Annotated in this window: 20 protein-coding genes; 2 read left to right on the top strand and 18 right to left on the bottom strand. The window is 45.0% G+C overall.

Features of this window, described 5'->3' with window-relative positions:
• Positions 1-8: 8 nt before the first annotated feature.
• The 8 genes from madL to mdcA form a co-directional block, all read right to left on the bottom strand.
• Positions 9-413, bottom strand: a complete 405-nt coding sequence (madL, locus tag AC0VYG_RS10270) for a malonate transporter subunit MadL (protein WP_475432179.1) — start codon at positions 411-413, stop codon at positions 9-11.
• Between the two features lie 105 nt (positions 414-518).
• Positions 519-1,436: a malonate decarboxylase subunit epsilon gene (gene mdcH, locus AC0VYG_RS10265; protein WP_475432178.1), complete on the bottom strand. Its 918-nt coding sequence runs from the start codon at positions 1,434-1,436 to the stop codon at positions 519-521.
• Positions 1,433-2,071 carry a malonate decarboxylase holo-ACP synthase gene (locus tag AC0VYG_RS10260; RefSeq protein ID WP_475432177.1) on the bottom strand — a complete coding sequence of 213 codons (639 nt, stop codon included), beginning with the start codon at positions 2,069-2,071 and terminating at the stop codon, positions 1,433-1,435. The genes mdcH and AC0VYG_RS10260 overlap by 4 nt, the downstream gene beginning before the upstream one ends.
• A complete protein-coding gene (gene mdcE, locus AC0VYG_RS10255; protein WP_475432176.1) occupies positions 2,068-2,895 on the bottom strand; it encodes a biotin-independent malonate decarboxylase subunit gamma in 828 nt (275 codons plus the stop codon). The genes AC0VYG_RS10260 and mdcE overlap by 4 nt, the downstream gene beginning before the upstream one ends.
• The gene (locus AC0VYG_RS10250; RefSeq protein ID WP_475432175.1) at positions 2,892-3,746 is read right to left on the bottom strand and encodes a biotin-independent malonate decarboxylase subunit beta; all 855 of its coding nucleotides are present in this window, start codon (positions 3,744-3,746) and stop codon (positions 2,892-2,894) included. Before AC0VYG_RS10250 ends, mdcE begins: the two co-directional genes overlap by 4 nt.
• Entirely contained in the window at positions 3,739-4,053 is a 315-nt protein-coding gene (gene mdcC, locus AC0VYG_RS10245) for a malonate decarboxylase acyl carrier protein (RefSeq protein ID WP_067017244.1), read from the bottom strand. Before mdcC ends, AC0VYG_RS10250 begins: the two co-directional genes overlap by 8 nt.
• Before the next feature lie 8 nt (positions 4,054-4,061).
• Positions 4,062-4,973: a triphosphoribosyl-dephospho-CoA synthase gene (locus AC0VYG_RS10240; protein ID WP_475432174.1), complete on the bottom strand. Its 912-nt coding sequence runs from the start codon at positions 4,971-4,973 to the stop codon at positions 4,062-4,064.
• Complete coding sequence (gene mdcA, locus AC0VYG_RS10235; protein ID WP_475432173.1) at positions 4,973-6,634, bottom strand: malonate decarboxylase subunit alpha; 1,662 nt, start codon at positions 6,632-6,634, stop codon at positions 4,973-4,975. Before mdcA ends, AC0VYG_RS10240 begins: the two co-directional genes overlap by 1 nt.
• Before the next feature lie 161 nt (positions 6,635-6,795).
• Between mdcA and AC0VYG_RS10230 the strand changes: the two genes are divergently transcribed.
• The gene (locus tag AC0VYG_RS10230) at positions 6,796-7,710 is read left to right on the top strand and encodes a LysR family transcriptional regulator (protein ID WP_475432172.1); all 915 of its coding nucleotides are present in this window, start codon (positions 6,796-6,798) and stop codon (positions 7,708-7,710) included.
• 47 nt (positions 7,711-7,757) lie between these two features.
• Here AC0VYG_RS10230 and AC0VYG_RS10225 read toward each other — a convergent pair whose 3' ends face one another.
• From AC0VYG_RS10225 to AC0VYG_RS10215, 3 genes are all read right to left on the bottom strand, one after another.
• Positions 7,758-10,145 carry a glycoside hydrolase family 31 protein gene (locus tag AC0VYG_RS10225; protein ID WP_475432171.1) on the bottom strand — a complete coding sequence of 796 codons (2,388 nt, stop codon included), beginning with the start codon at positions 10,143-10,145 and terminating at the stop codon, positions 7,758-7,760.
• A gap of 33 nt (positions 10,146-10,178) precedes the next feature.
• Positions 10,179-11,480 (bottom strand): TRAP transporter large permease, encoded by a 1,302-nt coding sequence (locus tag AC0VYG_RS10220; protein WP_475432170.1) that lies wholly within the window; start codon positions 11,478-11,480, stop codon positions 10,179-10,181.
• Positions 11,481-11,548: 68 nt separating this feature from the next.
• A complete protein-coding gene (locus tag AC0VYG_RS10215) occupies positions 11,549-12,040 on the bottom strand; it encodes a TRAP transporter small permease (RefSeq protein WP_475432169.1) in 492 nt (163 codons plus the stop codon).
• A 273-nt stretch (positions 12,041-12,313) separates the two neighbouring features.
• Between AC0VYG_RS10215 and AC0VYG_RS10210 the strand changes: the two genes are divergently transcribed.
• Positions 12,314-13,303 carry a TRAP transporter substrate-binding protein gene (locus tag AC0VYG_RS10210; RefSeq protein WP_475432168.1) on the top strand — a complete coding sequence of 330 codons (990 nt, stop codon included), beginning with the start codon at positions 12,314-12,316 and terminating at the stop codon, positions 13,301-13,303.
• A gap of 111 nt (positions 13,304-13,414) precedes the next feature.
• On the opposite strand, the gene AC0VYG_RS10205 is transcribed toward AC0VYG_RS10210, so the two are convergent.
• Genes AC0VYG_RS10205 through AC0VYG_RS10175 form a run of 7 tightly spaced genes read right to left on the bottom strand, consistent with a single transcriptional unit; the run spans position 13,415 to position 20,159 of the window.
• Entirely contained in the window at positions 13,415-14,761 is a 1,347-nt protein-coding gene (locus AC0VYG_RS10205) for an FAD-binding oxidoreductase (protein ID WP_475432167.1), read from the bottom strand.
• Positions 14,762-14,817: 56 nt separating this feature from the next.
• The gene (locus AC0VYG_RS10200) at positions 14,818-15,630 is read right to left on the bottom strand and encodes an ABC transporter permease (protein ID WP_475432166.1); all 813 of its coding nucleotides are present in this window, start codon (positions 15,628-15,630) and stop codon (positions 14,818-14,820) included.
• Positions 15,627-16,481: an ABC transporter ATP-binding protein gene (locus AC0VYG_RS10195; RefSeq protein ID WP_475432165.1), complete on the bottom strand. Its 855-nt coding sequence runs from the start codon at positions 16,479-16,481 to the stop codon at positions 15,627-15,629. Before AC0VYG_RS10195 ends, AC0VYG_RS10200 begins: the two co-directional genes overlap by 4 nt.
• Positions 16,478-17,485 (bottom strand): ABC transporter substrate-binding protein, encoded by a 1,008-nt coding sequence (locus AC0VYG_RS10190; protein ID WP_475432164.1) that lies wholly within the window; start codon positions 17,483-17,485, stop codon positions 16,478-16,480. Before AC0VYG_RS10190 ends, AC0VYG_RS10195 begins: the two co-directional genes overlap by 4 nt.
• Positions 17,486-17,528: 43 nt before the next feature.
• Positions 17,529-18,377: a creatininase family protein gene (locus AC0VYG_RS10185; protein WP_475432163.1), complete on the bottom strand. Its 849-nt coding sequence runs from the start codon at positions 18,375-18,377 to the stop codon at positions 17,529-17,531.
• Positions 18,378-18,419: 42 nt separating this feature from the next.
• Positions 18,420-18,884 (bottom strand): RidA family protein, encoded by a 465-nt coding sequence (locus AC0VYG_RS10180; protein WP_475432162.1) that lies wholly within the window; start codon positions 18,882-18,884, stop codon positions 18,420-18,422.
• A gap of 18 nt (positions 18,885-18,902) precedes the next feature.
• Positions 18,903-20,159, bottom strand: a complete 1,257-nt coding sequence (locus tag AC0VYG_RS10175) for an amidohydrolase family protein (RefSeq protein ID WP_475432161.1) — start codon at positions 20,157-20,159, stop codon at positions 18,903-18,905.
• Between the last annotated feature and the right edge of the window lie 2 nt (positions 20,160-20,161).

Below are 20,161 nucleotides of genomic sequence, written 5' to 3'. Positions count from 1 at the left end.
GTGTCACCTTAGACGCGGTCAGTAGAGGGAGACGAAATGGACGTTGACGCTTGCGTCTTCTCTTTGCCCATACGATCAAGCACTGGCACCAAGGCAAAACCAAGGACAACCGCCGTCACACCTGCACTAATTGCCATGGCACCGCCACTAAAGGCACCAAATACATTCTGCTTTGCCGCCATCGCCACCACGACGGGAATATACACCGCACTCCAAAATTCAACACCCTGTTCCGTTTTTGGATCGATCACTCCTTTTTTATTGAGATAACTGCCAGACAGAATCAATAAAATCATCGCGATGCCGACACCCCCAACATTAGCAGGAAGGCCCAATAAGTGCCCTAACACCTGCCCAATGCTAATACCAACTAACGTACAGATTGCTAATAACGCCACTCCATAAATAATCATACTGCTCTCCAATTTTGTAATTTTTGTTTTACTGGATAAAAAGGTTTTCTTTTTCGCTACCCTATCTTGAGTCCATTACCGTTTATCTTTGCTTTCTCACTCCATTTACTGTCTTCCTCCAAAACATAAAGTATTCAACTTGGTATTTTCGACGCTATAACACACACCCTGACGAAGCGTGTTACGAAACAAACTGGTTAATGTGCTCCCTGGCGGCATTTCAATGGCTTTGGTCACGCCGCGTTCGACGAGCATTTCGCAGCTATCATGCCAATGCAGTTGTTGCGCCATATTAAGCGCTAGATCTTCCTTTATGGCGCCCGCTTGTTTGATCACTCTGGCTTTGGCGGCGCTGACATAACGTACAACAGGCTCGTCTAGCTCGATGTGCTGAAATGTTTCCAACAACTGCTGAGATTCCGCACTGAGTAAAGGACAATGTGACGGGACGGCCACATCAAGCAGCGAGCTGGTCCCCGAACCTTTTTTACGAACCCTCTCCGCCGCTTGTTTGAGTGATGCTTGATCACCAGCTAACACAAATTGCTTCGGAGCATTTAAGTTCGCTAGATAAATACGTTTGCCCTGATCTTGGAGTGCTTCTACCACCGCTTGCACTTGTTCAAACACCGTACCTGTGATGGCGAGCATGCCATAGCCAGACGGATAAGCGCTTTTCATTAATTCTCCACGCGTTTTCACCAGAGATAGGGCATCCGTAAAACGCAAACAGCCAGCCACAACGGCGGCAGGATAGGCACCAATAGACAAACCCAAAACATAGGCGGGTGTGATGTCATTCGCTTGCAGGTAACGACCCCAAGCAACCCCACAGATAAGCAAACTAAGCTGTACATTCACCGTGTCTTTTAATGCCTCAGCAGAATCTAGAGCGCCTAACGAAACGCCTAACCCCTCTTCCGCTTGCTCAATCACCTCCCTCACTTGTGGATGCTTGGGTAAATGTTGCAGCATCAATGGCCGCTGCGCCCCCTGCCCGGGAAAAGTAAATACCGTGGTCATAAGCTCACCTCTTCTCGCCAAGGATCTCTCACCAAAAAGGGGCCAGTTTCCGATTTCAGCAATACCGTTTGACTCTGCCCCGCCCACTCCAATAACGCGATGGCCCCCGTGGGGGTTTCGATTTGAATATCCAAGCGACAGGGTAATTCACCGAAGTTTTGCCATATGTCCCGAGCGCAAGATTTGGTTAATGGCTCAGGGGATTGGATCACTAAATCAAGATCACTGTCCGCGTGTATTTGCCGCTCTCCTGTCGCTAACTCATGGCCAAGGCTGCCCGTTATTCCCCATGATAAATCGTATCCATCCAGCACTGGGGCGACGCTTGCCAACGCCTGCAACACGGGCATGGTGAATCGATCCGGATGCTCCATCCAAGCTTGCCGTTTGGTTATGTCATAGGGGGTGACGCTTGATTGCACAGCAGCCACAGACGCATAGGCGGCGCAACGCTGGCGTTTATTGGCACCACGCACACCAACGGCAATCAACTTGGTTGTTGCCATTTTTTCGCGGCGCACGACAACAGGGCCATTTCCCTCGGTTACCCAATAAGGCAAGCCCTGTGTTTCGTCTTTGGCAATCAACGAAGAACGATCAAGCCAAAGTAAATCGTGCGCCTGCCAAGTCATCATTTTGATGCCGCGCCTTTCCATTGGGCACGAAGCCGTTCACGTACCAAACGGGATGCCCCTCGATTTTCCCCTTGCAATCGCTTGGTGATTTGGGTGTCACCACCAAGTTTTTTCACCGCTTGAACCAATTGTCTTTGTACTAACTCAATGTCTTCAGGTGAGGGAGCAATGGCACTGCTAACATCGATAAAGTGGTCGATAAGCCCCAAGGTGGCAAAGCTTTTAAGATCGTAAGCCATAGGTGGTACGGTTTTGGCCAGCTCGTCCAGCGCGTCTTCCGAGCGCATAGTGATGCGTGCGGCGGCCGCTTTGCCCATGGCATGCACCATGACACCTGAGTCATTCAACGCCAAAATACTATTGGCCTGATAACCGTGTGCTAAAAATGCCCCCGACATGGCTTTCCCCACTAATAGAGAAATAACCGGATGGCCTGCTTGCCTCGCTTGGGCGTAAGCGGATACCGCACCAGCCAAGGCTTGATGAATGCCCAATGCTTCTTCTCTACGCCCATAAGCTTGGCTAGGCACATCAACGATAGCGATAATGGCCGATTTATGTACTGGCTCAACCGTCGCTTCTTGCGACACAATATGGCTAACCGCCTCTGCTAAAGCCCAGCCTTCTAATAGCCCCACTTCCCCATGACGTGCTCGCGGATAGCGATTATGGGCATCGGGCTGAATCAACAATAGAGAACAGGTTCGTCCGGACAGCTCACCCTCACCAATCAAAAGAGAAGGCACCGCACCTTCTTTGACGGTCATTTGTGCTGCGAGCAAATCAAACCAAATACGGCCTCGATGGGATGCCAACATATTCATAGGGACGCCTCCTTAGACAAGATCGCACGGGCCATTTCCGCTGTTATTTGTGAGCGGGTGTCCACCTTTTTCAGTCGATCTAAAGAGGATTGAATTGCTTCGCTACGAAATGCCTCCGGCACACCTTTACTCAGGTATTCTTGGACTTTTTCGCGCACTTCCATGACATCCGAGTCAATAAAATCGTCAATCAAGCCCGTTGCATCGCGTTGTTCGCCTCCTGTTAATCCCCAAATAAAGGGGCGATCCTGAGAGTCGTACTCGCTAACTCCTGCTTCTTGCTCAATCACCTGAGGCCCATTCAAACCAAGGCGACCTTCGCGGGTCATTAATAGATAGCTACATAAGCCTGCCGTAATAGACATGCCGCCAAAGCAACCCACAGGACCTGTAATCAAAGCGACAACTGGCTGGAACTGACGCAAGGCAACAATCGCCGATTGAATTTCAGCAATCGCCGCCAAGCCTAAGTTGGCCTCTTGAAGCCGCACGCCACCGGTTTCTAATATCAGTACTGCTGCAATGGATTCCCCTGCTTGATTCGCCTCGACCGCTAACTCAAGTGTGCCGGCTATTTTTGCCCCGGCCACTTCCCCCAAGCTACCGCCCTGAAAACTGCCATCGACGGCGATGGCAACCACCGATTTTCCATCGATCGAACCGCGAGCCGTCACTACACCATCATCAAACTGCGGCACTATACCTTGCATTTCTAACCAAGGAGAGGTGACACGATCGAACGGCGTCACCATTTCCTGCATGGAACCCGCATCCAGTATGTGTTCAACGCGTTTTCTCGCACTTTGCTCAACAAAACTGATGGCCAATCTTGGATCATTTCCATTACTCATAAGACAACTCCTTGGCTAAGGCTTGCTCTAAAGCCTGCTCTAGACGCAAACGAATCACCCCCGGTGTGGCAGAAAAATCATGGATATCCATGCGCATCGCAGGTAATGGATGTGCCACTTCAAGACGCTCAATGATGCTTAACCAACGTTGCTCCCCCTGCTCAGCGGATGAATGGATATAAATCTCCGCTTGGGGCTGATCGCTGTTGTCGATCATGACTTCTAGGTCTCCTGATCCCACATAGCCAACTAGGGCTCGATCAATTGGCACGTTACGGGCCGGACGAGTAAAATGAAAAGTATTCATAGAAGCTCCTAAATTAGTGGTTCGCTTGATGTTTGAGCAGGCTGTCGATCAAACAGACCATCGATAAAAAGCGTGGCAGCCAGTAAATCCGCAGCCCCACCAGGCGAGGCATTAAATGACAAGAGTGTGTGTTCTAAATCGCTTAGTAACTGACGACCCAACGAGGTGCCTACACCACCCGCATTCAGCACGGCACTGGCGCCTTGCTGCATCGCCTCTAATCCTTCAAGCCCTGAACGAGATGCTACACAGGTGTCTGACAGTCTCGTCATGATGGCTAATAGCCCATTGAGTTGTGCATGGGATTCGCCATCGCCTCGGGCTCGACTCTGTAACAACATGGGTAAACCAAGTTCTTTCACATGGGGAAACCCTAATTGGGCCTCTTCTTTGGCGCCGGATAGACCATATTGGTGACGTACCTGTAAACCATTACTTAAATAGACTGTATTAAGGCCTGAGTCTGGTAGCATCGCTAAGTGCGCAGCATGACCAAACAGCTCATCAAGGGTGTTGGCTTGCGTTGCCGATGAGACCAATAAACCCAGCGCCCAAATAGCGCCTTTATGGGTATTAACGCCGTTTGTTTCTTGTAACATGGCCTTTTCAGCATCTCGCCCAATGGTGCCAATATGCCGACGTAATTCAGGACCTATGGGGTATGCGAGCGCCTTATCCGCCATTTCACAAAAGTAAGGTTGAAGACAACGGGCCGATGTTAATAACAGGGCCATGTCCATATCCAAATGGGCACCGGAACCGCGACGATCCACCAACGCAGGTTTAGGCGTTAGCGTGGCTTCTTGCACTAATGCGTTGTAAGCAAGGTGAGCAAGATTCGCCGCGTCAAGACGCCTTAATGAGATCCCAGTTACGGCGTCAATACCTTGCTGTGTGTCTTTTTTTAAATAGCTTCCCATTACCAGCTCCGGAATTTTGCAGGTGGCTTATAAAGCCCGCTTGACCAAGTTTCCAAATCCGCAATACTGGAAGCCGCCAGTAAATCTCGACTGGCATCACTGCACCTGATCCCTAAATCTTGCGGGTAAGCAACCAAACCATCGCGACGTAATTGCGCGGTCACTTCCGGGTCTTGGCTGAGTCCAAGTGGTGTTACCCCCGCCACAGCGGCAATCATGGCTCTTCGTTGTTCCAAGGATTGGGCTTTGTATACATAAGCAATCCCTTCCTCGGTCAGTACATGGGTCACATCACTGGCATAGATCATCACTGGCGCCAAGGGCATGCGGTAATCTCGGGCCATTGCCAAGGCATCTAGCTCATCAACAAAGGTCGATTTACTACTGTCTTGGTAAGTTTCCACCATCTGCACCACCAGCTTGCGGCCTTTTGTTAGCAAGGAATCGTCTGCTTTCATATCCAGCCATGCGGGGGAGGAATGACGACGACCGCCAGGGTCATGGCCCATATTCGGTGCCCCACCAAAGCCAGCTAAACGTCCGCGCGTTACGGTAGACGAATTGCCATCCCCATCGATTTGCAAGGTGGATCCTATAAACATATCCACCGCGTACTGCCCTGCTAGCTGACAAAAAGCACGGTTGGAGCGCATAGAACCGTCTTTTCCGGTAAAGAAAACATCTGGCCGCTGGGCAATGTAATCTTCCATGCCAAGTTCCGTACCAAAGCAATGCACACTCTCGACCCAGCCAGTTTCAATGGCGGGGATCAAAGTCGGATGAGGGTTCAACGTCCAGTGGCGACAGATTTTGCCTTTTAGCCCTAAGGACTCACCATAGGTTGGCAGTAACAATTCAATCGCCGCAGTATTAAAACCAATGCCATGATTAAGGGATTGCACTTGATGTTTTTCGTAAATGCCACGGATCGCCATCATGCCCATCAATACTTGTAATGGCGTAATTAAGCGTGGATCCCGTGTAAAAAGAGGTTCGATAAAGAAAGGTTGATCGGCCTGTACAATGTAGTCTACCCAAGAAGCTGGAATGTCCACTCGGGGTAAATCAGAGGCATCGTCAACGATCTCGTTGACTTGAAAAATCACGATGCCATCACGAAAGGCCGTTGCTTCCACCAAGGCAGGCGTGTCTTCTGTACTGGCCCCTGTGTAGATATTACCTAGTTTGTCCGCCTTAAAACCCGCTAACAGCGCCACATTGGGATTCAGATCAACGTACAAACGCGCATACAGCTCAATATAGGTGTGTATTGCTCCCACCTCTAAAAGGTCATCTTCCATCAATTGACCGATGCGTAGGCTTTGTGGGCCAGAAAAAGAAAAGTCTAATTTACGCGCGATACCCGCCTCAAAAAGGTCCAAATGTTCGGGACGGCTGACGCTGGGCATAATCATATGCAGATTATGGATTTTTTCGGGAGAGACGCTCGCTAAAGAGCGAGAAAGAAAATCGGCCTGTTTTTGGTTATTCCCCTCCAGCACCACCTTATCGCTCGGTTTTATTAGTCGTTCCATGGCGGCGACTATGTTTGATGTAGGAATGATAGAACCGTCGACTAGATCACTCAGTTCTAACATACGACTTTCTTTGTTCTGACGGCGACTGAACCAATTGCGTTCAGAATCAGTGTTCATTTGCATCGCATTTCATCCTGTTTTTTCTTTTACAGTATGAAGGAAACACGATGCCATCAATCAAGCTGCTTGAAGCTTCATTACTCTCATGCTAATAATCGTTTAAAAAGCCCACGCAGAGCCGACTCTCTTCCCTAGAACACTCTTTACCGGATTTAGGATGCCTTATGTTCGATGAAATGATCACATTGAAAAAGCTGGAAATTTTTCTCACTTTTATGAAAGTAGGCACCTTGTCTGAAGCCGCCAACCAATTGCAGCTAAGCTCTGTCAGCGTACACAGAGCCATTCACTCCTTAGAGGAAGGCTTAAAATGCCCTTTGTTTCGCCAAGAAGGACGCCTGCTGACGCCGCTGCCCAGCGCCAGAGTGCTGGAAGAACGAGTCACTCAAGCGCTCAATGATTTACAAGATGGCATTACCAGCACCCGGGAAGTGGCGGGCATCTATTCCAATCAATTTAAGTTAGGTGCTTTATACTCGCTGACCATTAATACCTTGCCGCAACTGATTGCAGGGCTAAAACGACGCAAAAGTGATTTAAATATAGAACTGTCACTCGGATCAAATTCCTCTTTGCTAAGTAAACTGAGGAACTTCGAGCTCGATGTCATCATTGTTTCGTCGGAAAAAACATTGGAGGATGACGAATTTACCTCTCTGCCCTTGTTTGAAGATGAGCTGATGCTGGCGGTCAGTCGTGATTCGCCTCTTGCCAAGCAGCGCAGCATCAAGTTAGAAACGTTTCAGAACGAAAATTTTGTCACCCTTTCAAGTGGCTTTGCTACGGCAGAGGACACCAAAAAAGTGTTCCAGCGTGCCAGTATACAGCCCAATGTCGTGATGGAAGTAGGCGATATATTCTCGCTAATGAGCATGGTCAGTGGCAACGTTGGTTACGCCATTTTACCGCGCCGCGTAGAACATGTTTTTGATAATAAAATCAAACTCTTGTCGATAGAAAATATGCCAGACATGAAGCAACACGTGGTCATGGTGTGCCTTGCCAGTCGAGAACGAGATCCACGTATTCTCAATTGCATCGTCGAATGTCGTCATTATGCGAGAAACCATAAACGTTAAGACGGCCAGAGAGCTAAGAGCCTAGTTAAGGCCCTCTAGCCGATCACTTAAAACAGCTCGCTAAAAGCCAATACAGCGGATGGAGAAACAGGACGACCATTCACGTAAAAAGCGCGCTGTTCATTCTCTGGTAGCGTAAACTCTATCGTATTGTAGGCAGGCTCCCATTCTCCTTCCCGTATGAGCGTTAATGCTATTCTCTCCAGATCACAGGTTAACGTCATGTTGAGTTGTAAATACTGGCCAGATAGATAGTTTGTCGATACGCCATCATCATCAAACACTGACAGCTCACGCTGCCCAGCCCCTTTAAAAGGAAAAATAAGCAGCTGACGCTGGTTATCTTGCGCCGCATCAACGTGGGCAATGCGGCGGCTGGTGGGTATCACACTGCCTGCCCGGGCGAGCAAAGGTATCTCTTCTAACGCGGCTGGCAAGGTAATTTCTTGTCCACCGGCGAACCAGGTTTGACGGTGAAAGTCGTACCAGCCCTCACCATTATTTGGCAGATAAACAGGCCGCGTTCTTTGGCCTTGCTCCACAACGGATGCCACTAATAAGTCTTCACCAAGCAAAAAGTCATCGCATTCTTCATAGGTACGCGCATCGTCTTCATGGTCCAAAAAAGTAGGACGTAGGATAGGCTCATGCTGTTGATGAGCTTTCCAGAGTAGATCATATAGGTACGGCATCAGACGATAGCGCAGCGCCATCGCCTCACGAATAATCGCCGTCACTTCTGTATACATCCAAGGTTCATTTACTGTTCGGTCATCGTTCCAGGAATGGATAGTAAAGCGTGGATGCATGACGCCATTTTGTACCCAACGGACAAACAATTCTGGATCAGGCCGATCACCAGAAAAGCCACCCACATCGTGGCCTATGTTGTACAAGCCAGAGAGACTCATCCCAATACCCATTCGTATGTTGTAACGTAACGTCTGCCAGTTGGTGCGGTTATCGCCAGTCCATGTTTGCACATAACGCTGCATACCGGGGCAACCAGAACGGGAAATTAAATAAGGACGTAAGGTAGGAGCAAACTCTGTTTGAGCTTCATACGACGCGCGCATCATTAATAATGGCTGTAATGGGCGAATCAGCTTAATCGGTATCGGCTTGCCAAAGCCAACACAGCGAGCATGTCCATCCCATACTTCGTATTCGTTGTTGTCATTCCAAGTGGCATCAATACCCTTTTCAAGCAATTGCTCGGTCACATTTTTCTTCCACCACTGAATCGTGTCTGGATTGGTAAAATCCAAATGTGAGCCAGAGTCATCCCAAAACTGGGAAGATTCAGGTTGGTCATATTCGGAATCTTGAATAAAAAGTTTTTGCGAAGCCACTTCCGCAAATCGTGGGTGATCCTGTAGCAAACAAGGTTTGATATTTGCGGCTAATTTAAGACCAGCCTGATGAAAGTCTGAACTCAACTTCAGAGGATCAGGCACTTTGCTGGTGTTCCAGTTGAACACATAGCGCTTATTACCAATCGACGTATAACCGGATGAAAGCTGAAAGGAGTCACAGGGAATACTGTGATGATCACAATGCTGAATAAAATGACCCAGTTGCTCTTGGGCATTCTCAGCATCCGTATAAAGCATGGTCGAGCCACTGTAACCCAGACTCCATTTAGGTCCAAAAATGGTCCGCCCCGTTAAATTCACATAGGTTTTAGTGACATCGACCACTTTCTGAGCAAACATAAAGTAGAAATCTAAGTCACCTTCTTCTGCATGATAACTGCGGTAGTAACCATGGTAGTTGTCTAGTTCATTGCCAAGATCAAACCAACTGGTGGACAAGTTATCGTAGAAAATCCCAAAGCTTGCCTGCTCTGTTTTGGTAATGTAGAACGGAATATGCTTGTACAGTGGATCAGTCCGCTTCGCATCGTATCCCATGGCATCGATATTACGCATTTGATAACGGGAACCATGACGGTTCAAGTTCCCCGTTTTTTCCCCTAACCCATAGTATTTTTCAGATAAATCACGCGCCATATAATGGTGAATGTCATTACTTCGAACACCTAACATATAAGCGCCACTGTGACGGTCTGACGCTAGATAATGCCACTCACCCACATCGTCAGCGTATTCCCAGGTCAGCTTTAATGGTTTCGACAAGGTGACACGCAGCGATGCAGTGGAAATCCTGAGCTGATTTTCTAACTCATCCACTTGGAAGTCTGGACAGGTAAAATCTTCGGTACTCATGCGGTCGCGCCCTTGCCAACCTGTCTCACTGTCGTTTGGTGCAACACACCAACTACGCTCTAACTGTAAAGCGTTATTTTTCTTTAATAACACCCGAAACACGTTCGATTCTAGAACAAATACATGCAATACGTGCTTGTTCTCGCATTGGATATCGATTCGATTATTTTTTATCTCAATAAGTTCCCAATGATTAATTGGCTTCATATATTGCCACTCCAAAACGTCATAAATAAGTGCCTATTGATAACCAAGAAAGAGTTTAGGTAAAAACAAACTGATCTCAGGAATAAAGGTCACCAACAGTAAGGCAATCACCAATAAAAAGAAGAAAGGTAATAATGGCTTGATTACCTGATTAATTTTTACGCCACTGACCGAACAGCCAACAAAAAGCGCACTACCAACAGGGGGAGTACAAATACCGATGCAAAGATTAAAGGTGAGAATGATTCCAAAATGAACAGGATCGATGCCTAGGCTTTTTGCAATAGGAAGAAAGATAGGCGTAAAAATCAATAACGCTGGTGTCATATCCATAAATACACCAACAATTAACAATATCAGATTGATAATAAGTAAGATAACAATCGGATTATTTGACAGTGACAATAGTCCATCACTAAAAGCATAAGGAATCCCGGCATCGGCCATGGCCCAAGCCATCGACATGGATGCACCGATCAACAACATAATCATTGATGTTGTCATCACCGATTCCATAATAATGCTAGGAATATCCTTAAGGGACACCTCGCGGTAGCAAAATGCCAGTAATAAGGAGTACACCACTGCAATTGCCGACGCCTCCGTGGCAGTAAAGACCCCACCGACGATGCCGCCCATAATGACAATAATCAAACCTAAACTGGGCAGCGCCCTAAGCGTTACGCGTCCTGCTTCCTTAAGTGAGATGCGTTCTGCTATAGGATAATTATTTTTCTTCGCCATAAACATGGCGACGACCATCACGCTCAACCCCATCAATATGCCTGGGATATAACCCGCTAAAAATAACGCGCTGATTGACGTGCCACCAGAAATCAATGAATAAACGATCAAGGCATTACTGGGTGGAATAAGCAGCCCTGCTGGGCTAGAAGTGATATTAACAGCGGCTGAATATACTGGGTCGTATCCGCTTTTTTTCTGTATTGGTGCCATAGTGCCGCCAACAGCAGCGGCAGCGGCAACCGCCGAACCAGAAATAGAGCCAAACAGCATATTCGAAATCACATTCACATGGGCAAGTGAGCCAGGAAGCCGCCCGGCAATCACTTTGGAGAATTCAATTAAGCGCAAAGCCAGCCCACCCCGATTCATAATGTTTCCGGCCAGAATGAAAAAAGGGATCGCCAGCAGCGTAAAGTTATCCATTCCAGTGGCGATCTTTTGAGAAACCACAGACAGAGCAGGGCCAAAAGGCAATGAAACCGAAATGGCCGCAAGAGAGGCAAGACCAATGGAAAAAGAAATGGGGACACCAAGTGTCAATAATAAAAAGAAACTACCAAAAAGCGTTAATGCAATTAACCATTCCACGTTTATTATCCTTATTATTATGTTTTATGATATGAGAAAACTTTATATAAGAAAATTATAAAAGCCTTTTAGGAAAAGGACGCTGTCCTCTCCTCAGAAATGACACTGACTGAATCCGCCACAAGATAACAAACCATACACAAACCACTCACAGGGGTTGCCATATAAACCCACCCCATTTGAATGCCCATTACCGGTGAAATTTGACCGAGCGTGAGACTTTTATAAACCAACGACCCGCCGCCGTAGACCATAACCACACCAGCAAATACCAGACAAAAAGCATTGATGAGCAATTGAAGCAGATACTTCTTTCGCCCAGTAAGCGTTGAGACCATAAAATCCATTGCTAAATGACGTTTCCTGCCTAACGTCACGGCCGCCCCGAGCAGCCCCACCCACACAAAGAGATAGCGTGCTAGCTCATCGGTTATTGTACTTGGCGCTCCTAACACGTAGCGGGAAAACACCTGCCACACCACACAAACCACAAGTGCAATACTGAGCAATACACACACTTTGGATAACATCCAATCCATGACACTGATAAGTTTCCCCATAATCACTAACCTCGATTCAACGCTCATAAAAAATGAGACTTAATTAGATGTATGATGTATAATGATCGAATGTGGGTGGTAGGTCAACGACTTTGTATACCACCCCAAATAGGGAAAAAGGGAAAAGAAACCGGGAAAAAAATAGGTTGGATAAACGGTGTGTTCAAGAGGCTCACCTACGTTTGTCCTGCACTTCGGTGCGAGTATTTGTCTAAAAACAAATACAACCAACCTCAGCAAATACAATAAAACTAACTTGTGAGGAATAAAGAAATGCAACTAAAACAAGGTGTCAGATTAAAAATAAGTGCGGCGGTTCTATTCAGCGGCTTACTCTTCTCAACCTATAGTAGTGCAGAAACACTCAAGCTCAGTCACAATGCCAATGTTGACGCCCCTATCAGTAAAGCCTTAAATTTCTTCGCCAAAAAAGTAAATGAATATACCGATGGCTCTGTCAAAATCCGTATTTTTCCCAATGGTCAGTTAGGCACACAACAAGAATCCATGCAGTTATTGCAATCTGGCGCACTAGCAATGGTAAAAACCAACGCCAGTGAATTAGAGTCCTTTGACCCAATTTACGCAACGTTTGATGTTCCTTACTTATTTAAAACCAGAAAACAATATTACGAAGCCTTAGAAGCAAAAAATATCGGTCAAAAAATATTAAACTCTTCAAGAAAATATGGCTTCATTGGTGTCGCGTATTTTGACAGTGGTGCTCGTAATTTCTACACCACCAAACCCGTGCACTCCCCGGCTGACTTAAAAGGCATGAAAATTCGTGTACAACCCAGCCCAAGCGCCATTGAAATGATCAAACTACTAGGCGCTTCCCCCACGCCATTACCATTTGGTGAACTCTATACCGCTTTACAACAGGGGGTTGTTGATGGAGCCGAAAACAACATTGGCGCTCTGACCACTTATCGCCATGGTGAAGTCGCTAAATATTACACACTTGATGGTCACACAATGATCCCAGACGTTCTGGTCATCAGCACTCAGGTATGGGATGGTTTGTCAAAAAGTCAGCAGGAAGCCATTCATAAGGCAGGCATGGCCTCAACCGAGTTTATGAAGAAACTTTGGACACAATACATTGCCCAACAAACCAAGATAGCGAAAAAAATGGGCGTGCATATTATTAAAGTCGACAAAGGTCCGTTTATCAAAGCCGTTGCACCTATGCATCAGGCCGCACTCAAAAACCCTCAGATTGCCCCCTATATCAAGGCCATCGACGCCCTACCTGAATAAATTTCTATCGGCCATTCAGCAAGGCTCTTCTTGATTGAAGAGCCTTGCTAATACCCAATTTTTAGACATTTCAAAGCTATATAATATGTAAAATCAAGATAAATGGAATTTTTAATATAGGCTACGAATTTTCCCTGTATTCAGTAATAAGTGAGGATCATTTTCTCTCTTACTTATTAAAATTCCACTACTCAAACTGCCTCCATGCTTGCCATCTTCTAGTGTATAAACATGAGGATTATTGATTTTAATTCCTGCTTCTTCATGCAAAGATATCAACTCCATAAGCCGTTCTGGTGTCGAATAACGAACCAGTGGCAAGCCAGTTATAAACAATGAGGTATCAGCAGTTCGAATAAATTCAAGATGGACTCCCACCTCATCGTCAACCAAATTTTGAATACTTGCTAATTGTTCAAGCACGTTATCTACTTGATAGTTAGCTTGTAAGTAGGTCAATGAATCATCTTTTTTAAGAGCATGTAGAGTTGAATGATTCCAGCAATACTCCATTATAGTATGTTGATTGGCCTGCATTTGGGCTGCCGTTTGACTCCATGCTACTCGTCCTGACATTTCTTTAAGCAACTGTAACATTGGTTCTTGTGAATTTGCCGATATGATAGCGATTACTAGACATTCAGAGGATTCTAGATTCTCCTTCGCTTCTCTAAAATAGGAAGCACTACTAGAATCGAATACCGCTATATTACGTTTATCTATGGCGATACTATGTGCCAGCTCTTTAGCAAAAGATACAGCGTTTTCTAACCCGTCAAATGCGAGCATGAATTCATCCCATTGGTTTGCTGGCGCAAGCGCCACTTCAAGTTCAACCAAAATACCATTGGTTCCATAGGTATGATGAAAGTTGAGGACTTCCTTTCCTCGCAATTCGATAACTCTTGGGGGATTTTCCAAAGTCATGATTCTTACACCAAGGATATTACCTGCTGCAGCAATAGGGCCATAATTAATTGATCCTATCCCTCCGAAACCACCAGCAAACAGCCCCCCAAATGTCGCCATTTTATAAGTAGATGGCATGCAACGTAGCTCCCAACCGGACTGGCGAGCGAACTCTTCCAAAATGCCTAATTTCATTCCTGGTTGAACACTTGCCACGCCATCCTTTAACCAATTCAGCTGATTAAATTCCGTCATATCAATAACGACACCACCACTTAATGGCACCGATTGACCATAATTCCCTGTTCCACCACCTCGCACAGTGACTGGAATACTAAGTCGAACAGTTTCGCAGATGAGTTTTTTAAGGTCATTTTCATTTCGAGGGCGCACAATCAAATCTGCTTTTTTATCCGCAAGTTGTTTCTTTAATAAAGGGCTAAACCAGTAAAAATCCTTTGATAGACGTTTAATATGAATAGGTGATGTTAGCCAATTTAATTCAGGTAATGTGTTTTGCAACGCTAGAATATGTTCATTTTTCATCATTAGGAGTACTCATATTAAGCATAATAAATGGTTTAAAAAATGTAGAAAACAAAAGATTAGTTTTCACTTTCGTGCCAGTGACCTATGGTTATTTTAGATAGAACAGACATAACAGAAAATAACACAACCCCCGTAAGAGATATCAAAATCAAAGCAGCAAACATTCGTGGAATATCAAGCTGATAACCTGATTGTAAAATCTGATAGGCCAGACCAGTATTGCTTCCTCCCGTTCCAGCAACAAACTCTGCCACAACAGCCCCCACCAAAGATAAACCGCTGGCAATTTTTAGTGCAGCAAAAAAATACGGTAAAGCGGAAGGAATGCGTAATCGCCATAATACTTGCAGGCGACTAGCCTGCCGTAATTTAAAATAGGCCAGTAAATTTGGTGAAACACTACGAAGTCCCAATGTGGTATTCGAGATAATAGGAAACAAGGCAACCAAGGTCGAACAGACAACTAACGCTAACACAGTACTTTTGATCCAAATAATAATTAATGGCGCAATAGCAACAATTGGTGTGACCTGTAGTAAAACAGCGTATGGAAAAAAAGCCGTTTCTACCATTCGACTTTGAACAAAGAGAAAGGCAACACCACACCCAACAACCGTCGCCATAAAGAACGATAGCAAAGTAATTTTCAAGGTAAACAACAAAGATGCCCCCAATACCCCCCAATCCTCATATAAGGTGGTTAAGGTCACTAGCGGAGATGGAAAAATATACTCAGGAATTTTTCCAACTGTCACTATGATCTGCCATAACAGCAATAGTACGAGTGCCATTATCCCTGGAATAAATATCCTACGAACTTTTGGCCGAGATAGCCAAGGACGTTTCTGCTTTAGCTCTGCTGATATCATAGCTCTTCTCCTTCTGATGCATTCACAAGACAGTCATGCAATTGCATTGCATATTCAGTAAAACGTGGTTGCATTCGAAACTCAGCTTTACGGGGAAAGGGCTCTGTAATTTTTATATTGGCGACAACACGTCCTGGTCTAGCAGCCATCACGATGACCCGTTGAGATAAAAAAACCGCTTCATGAATAGAATGTGTAACAAAGATAACTGTTAAGCCAGTGCGCTGCCAAAGATCCAACAAATCGCTATCCAGCTTAAAACGCGTTATCTCATCTAATGCGCCAAAAGGTTCATCCATTAATAGGAGATCTGGTTTAATCACTAGCCCTCGAGCAATAGATACCCTCATTTGCATGCCGCCAGACAACTCTTTCGGTAGCGCTTCTGCAAACTTTTCTAAACCGACAAGTTGCAATACTCTTTCAACTCTATCATCGGCCTCTTTGCCCTTTATACCTTCTAGTTCAAGAGCTAAACGCACATTCTTTCGAACACTATGCCACGCCATTAAAGACGCCTCTTGGAATACAAAAGACAATGTTCGAGCATTACTAGCAAGCTGATTTACTGGTTTTCGCCATAGTAAAAGTCGACCATCAGTAGGTGCTTCAAGTCCTGCAATCATCTTTAGCAAAGTGCTTTTGCCACAGCCAGATGGACCTAATAAAGTAACAAACTCCCCTTGTTTAATTTTCAAATCTACTGGTAACAGAGCTCTCGTCCCATTGCTATAGACCTTGTCTGTAGAGAGTAGCTCCACCGCTGGAGACACATCATCATATTGATGATGGCTGGTTGTTTGCTGATCGTCTTTTCCCTCTACTATTTTCATTGCTGAAAGTATACTCATGGCATCACTCTCACAGCATTGACAAACTGAGTGGTATATACCTTAGACAAGTCCACATCTTTGGCTTTAAACAAACCATTCTCGACAGCCATATCCCATGTTTTTTTCATTCGGGCATTCGTTATAACACCAATGCCTTTTGTTTTAGCATCACCACCTTCAACAATTCCGGAGCTCTTCATAATTTTTATGGCGTAGTCAATTCTGTCATCTGTCATATTAGGATTTGCTTTCTTAATCAGAGCATTGCCTGGATTCGGTGATTTAAGATATGATTTCCAGCCCAGCATAGATGCCTTAATAAAGCCTGCAATTTCTGTGGGGTGTTTTTCTATAACATCAGTACGACAAGCAATAGAATTACCATAAGGAGGATAACCGTCTTTGCCAATTAAGAAAGTATGAAAATCCAATCCTGCTTTCTTCATTGCATAAGGTTCCGATGTCATATATCCCTGCTGAGCCAATGTTTTATCAAGTGCAAAAGGCTGAATATTGAACGTATAGGGACGACTCATCGCATCGGTAAATCCATACTTTTTCTTCGCCCATGGCCACCAACTAGAGTAAGAACTACTAGCAATCAGAATTTTATGCCCTTTTAAACCACTCAGCTTATTAATATCACTGTGAGTAATAATAACGGTTGGATCAAATTGAAAACTTGTTGCGACTATTTTTACAGGAATACCTCTTTTCTCTGCCATCATCACCCCAATATCGTCAACAATTGCACATTGAGCTTTATCAGCCGCAAGTAGCTGTAGATTATTAACTTGAGGGCCACCCATACGAATAGTGACATCTAATCCTGCGTCTTTATAAAAACCTTTTGCAAGAGCTTGATAATATCCACCATGTTCAGCCTGGGCATACCAGTTAGTAATAAAGGTGAATTTAATGGGAGCAGCCATTAAATTTGGCACATAGAAAAAAGCAGACATGACAGCTGCAACTGAAAACACATCGCATAAAGATTTCTTACTTATTTTATATAAACTCATGGTTGTCTCCCGATTTATCGTTATACAGTAAATAAAGTTGAGCCTACTTATGACGCTGAATGTGACCCTGAAAGTGACCTCTTCCCCAAGAAACCTGTTGACGTTTAATCCAGTCAGCTTGATAAATTTCTGTAATAACTTGCGCCCATTGGCAGCCTAATTGCTTGAGTAATATCTCGCCCTGCTCTAGGGTTGCTCCAGTGGGATCACCAATGACGCCAGAAGGCCCAAAATCGTAACTTGCCCATGCTGCAGCAGGTCTACCAGTGGTTAACGTAGGACAAGGAAATGGAGGAGGATAACTGGCTTCGGCTCTTTCCATGTGAACTGAGTCGGGATCCAGCGCCATCATAATGGCTGTTTCACCATGACCGGCGTGCATAGAAAGCTGCTTTTCTTCATCAGAGAAGAAACTGCTATCATGATCGACACTCCAAGCAGATCGGGCAATCACCATATAATCACCATGCCGCAAGCGAAGTTCACGAGCGGCCATTTCTAGTGGCTGAGGTTGTCCACCATGAGCGTTAACCATAAGTAACTTTCGAAATCCTGCACGATAAATCGATTCACCGATTTCTTGCACCATATGCAAAAGTGTTTCGCCATTTAGTGTCACTGTACCTGGAAAATGAATATGCTCATCCGATTTTCCGTAGATAATGGCTGGGATGCCATAAGCAGGAATATTATTGGGTAGAAGAGACAATGCTCTACCAACAACACCCGATGCGACAGTTGCATCGACAGAACATGGTAGATGTGGTCCGTGCTGTTCAATTGCTCCTACAGGTAAGACAATGACGATATTCTCTTTATCTTCTAATGCGTCTATATCAACCCAGCTTAGATAAGGAAGAAAACGCTTTTTTGGGGTATATCCATGTAACATAAAACACCTCTACTCGTTAATGAGCCATACAACTTTCACTGTTTAAATAGGTAAATAAGCGGTAGCTTCCACTTCAATCAAAATATCATCACTAGGTAACATGCCACTCACCTCAACCACCGTTGAAATGGGAGATTCATCTAGAAAAAATTGCTTACGCACTTGACTGTAATTCGGAAAATGATCCAAGTTTTTGAAATACTGAACCAACTTAAAAACATTTTTAATATTGCCTCCCTCACGGATCATGTGTTGGTTTATCGCATTAAGTACATACCAGCTTTGCGCCAAAATTGGACCTTGCTTGAAATCAGTTGAAAACTCGCCAGTACGACCAATTAAATCAGCAGCTTCTCTGGGAATGTCATCAAACCCCTTAACAATAATTTGCGATTTGGGATCAACCGCAATGACACCTGAAAGAAACACAAAGTCTCCTATTCGTTTACTAGCTGCGTATTTGGCTAATGGTGCGCCGTTAGTCTCTGCATCTTGATTTTGCATCATTTACCTCTTTACCTTGATTTAAAATGGGTTTAGAAACTCGTTAAAAAATGCTTCATGGCTGCTCATCAATAGACCTTTTCGCATAACATAACGAGTCATATCAGTGGGCCAGCTCAGACTATTTTTTGTATTAAAAACAATTAAACTAGCCTCTTGTCCGATCAAGTTAAAAGGCGTATCTGTCACACTATTTAACCAGTCTGATCGGCAAATAGACTGAGACCAAAAATCAAATGCATTTTCTAAATGGCCACTATAAACACCGAGTTGAAGCGCTTTCACTGGGTCATATTCTCCCAATGTACAAAAAGCATCTTGAACATTATCTGTAGCTATCATGGTAGGAATATTTCTTTGAACGGCTTCATTCACTAGCGTCAAGCCACGGTGTCGTGGCGTTCTACCAGCTTTGGCATCTTGCAATAATAGGTTCGTCGCTGGTAACGCAACTAAAGTGATAGGATGCTTGGCAACTCGATCCAACAATGCCAGAGCATTAGATTCATTGGCGCTACTCAGAGCACATACATGACCACAGACGATCCGCGAACTAAATGTCTGAGTGTCGAGAATGTCTAATAAAGAAGAAAAGCCTTTAGGCTGATCGGTGAGTTCTTCATCAATATGAAGGTCTAACATTAGACCATCATCAGAAGCCGCTTCTACTAAGTTCGCAATAGCTGATTTATCAAAGTTGCTGCTGTGTATAAAACCGCCAATTAGGCTATCTTCAGAGAGCCTAATAGTATTTGCTACTTTTTGACTCCATGCTTTATTCGCAAATAAGGTAAGAGGAATAAGAGCCACTCTTTGAAGCCGAATCCGAGATTGCCATTTTTGGGCTAAATCGCCCAACACTTTCCAAGCCATTGGTGTCTCTTGTGAGATCCAATCAACATGAGTACGCAAACACACCACACCACTTCGATAAGCTTGTTCAAGTGCCTTTTCAGCACGATAAAATAAGTCGCTATAAGACCAGTGCTGCCGATCCGATTGCATTGCATCAATCGCATTTAATAGACCCGGTTTTAGTCCACCTAGTCGGTGTGTCGTAAAGGTCTTATCTAAATGAACATGCGCCTCAACCAGACTAGGTAAAACGAGACGTCCATCTAAATTCGTTCCTATATCTTCTTGTTTAGTCGGGTTGATACTCTGAATAATACCCTCAGCGAGAGCAATGGTAGCTAAGATAGGGGCTGCCTCATTCATTGGCCAGTCTGGAGATAAAAGCCACTTAGGAAGTCTTGCGTGAGTAAGGCATTGATCCATAA

Source organism: Marinomonas sp. 63XJN7_7_ISO-PGPR-S23-202, from assembly GCF_056173505.1.
This window is presented reverse-complemented; position numbering and strand designations above follow the sequence as displayed.

Coding starts and splice junctions, on each gene's coding strand:
- mdcE (WP_475432176.1), bottom strand. CDS start 2,895: ATGAATATGTTGGCATCCCATCGAGGCCGTATTTGGTTTGATTTGCTC.
- AC0VYG_RS10230 (WP_475432172.1), top strand. CDS start 6,796: ATGTTCGATGAAATGATCACATTGAAAAAGCTGGAAATTTTTCTCACT.
- mdcC (WP_067017244.1), bottom strand. CDS start 4,053: ATGAATACTTTTCATTTTACTCGTCCGGCCCGTAACGTGCCAATTGAT.
- AC0VYG_RS10175 (WP_475432161.1), bottom strand. CDS start 20,159: ATGGATCAATGCCTTACTCACGCAAGACTTCCTAAGTGGCTTTTATCT.
- AC0VYG_RS10200 (WP_475432166.1), bottom strand. CDS start 15,630: ATGATATCAGCAGAGCTAAAGCAGAAACGTCCTTGGCTATCTCGGCCA.
- AC0VYG_RS10215 (WP_475432169.1), bottom strand. CDS start 12,040: ATGGGGAAACTTATCAGTGTCATGGATTGGATGTTATCCAAAGTGTGT.
- AC0VYG_RS10210 (WP_475432168.1), top strand. CDS start 12,314: ATGCAACTAAAACAAGGTGTCAGATTAAAAATAAGTGCGGCGGTTCTA.
- AC0VYG_RS10205 (WP_475432167.1), bottom strand. CDS start 14,761: ATGATGAAAAATGAACATATTCTAGCGTTGCAAAACACATTACCTGAA.
- AC0VYG_RS10190 (WP_475432164.1), bottom strand. CDS start 17,485: ATGAGTTTATATAAAATAAGTAAGAAATCTTTATGCGATGTGTTTTCA.
- mdcA (WP_475432173.1), bottom strand. CDS start 6,634: ATGCAAATGAACACTGATTCTGAACGCAATTGGTTCAGTCGCCGTCAG.
- AC0VYG_RS10185 (WP_475432163.1), bottom strand. CDS start 18,377: ATGTTACATGGATATACCCCAAAAAAGCGTTTTCTTCCTTATCTAAGC.
- mdcH (WP_475432178.1), bottom strand. CDS start 1,436: ATGACCACGGTATTTACTTTTCCCGGGCAGGGGGCGCAGCGGCCATTG.
- madL (WP_475432179.1), bottom strand. CDS start 413: ATGATTATTTATGGAGTGGCGTTATTAGCAATCTGTACGTTAGTTGGT.
- AC0VYG_RS10195 (WP_475432165.1), bottom strand. CDS start 16,481: ATGAGTATACTTTCAGCAATGAAAATAGTAGAGGGAAAAGACGATCAG.
- AC0VYG_RS10260 (WP_475432177.1), bottom strand. CDS start 2,071: ATGATGACTTGGCAGGCGCACGATTTACTTTGGCTTGATCGTTCTTCG.
- AC0VYG_RS10250 (WP_475432175.1), bottom strand. CDS start 3,746: ATGAGTAATGGAAATGATCCAAGATTGGCCATCAGTTTTGTTGAGCAA.
- AC0VYG_RS10225 (WP_475432171.1), bottom strand. CDS start 10,145: ATGAAGCCAATTAATCATTGGGAACTTATTGAGATAAAAAATAATCGA.
- AC0VYG_RS10240 (WP_475432174.1), bottom strand. CDS start 4,973: ATGGGAAGCTATTTAAAAAAAGACACACAGCAAGGTATTGACGCCGTA.
- AC0VYG_RS10180 (WP_475432162.1), bottom strand. CDS start 18,884: ATGATGCAAAATCAAGATGCAGAGACTAACGGCGCACCATTAGCCAAA.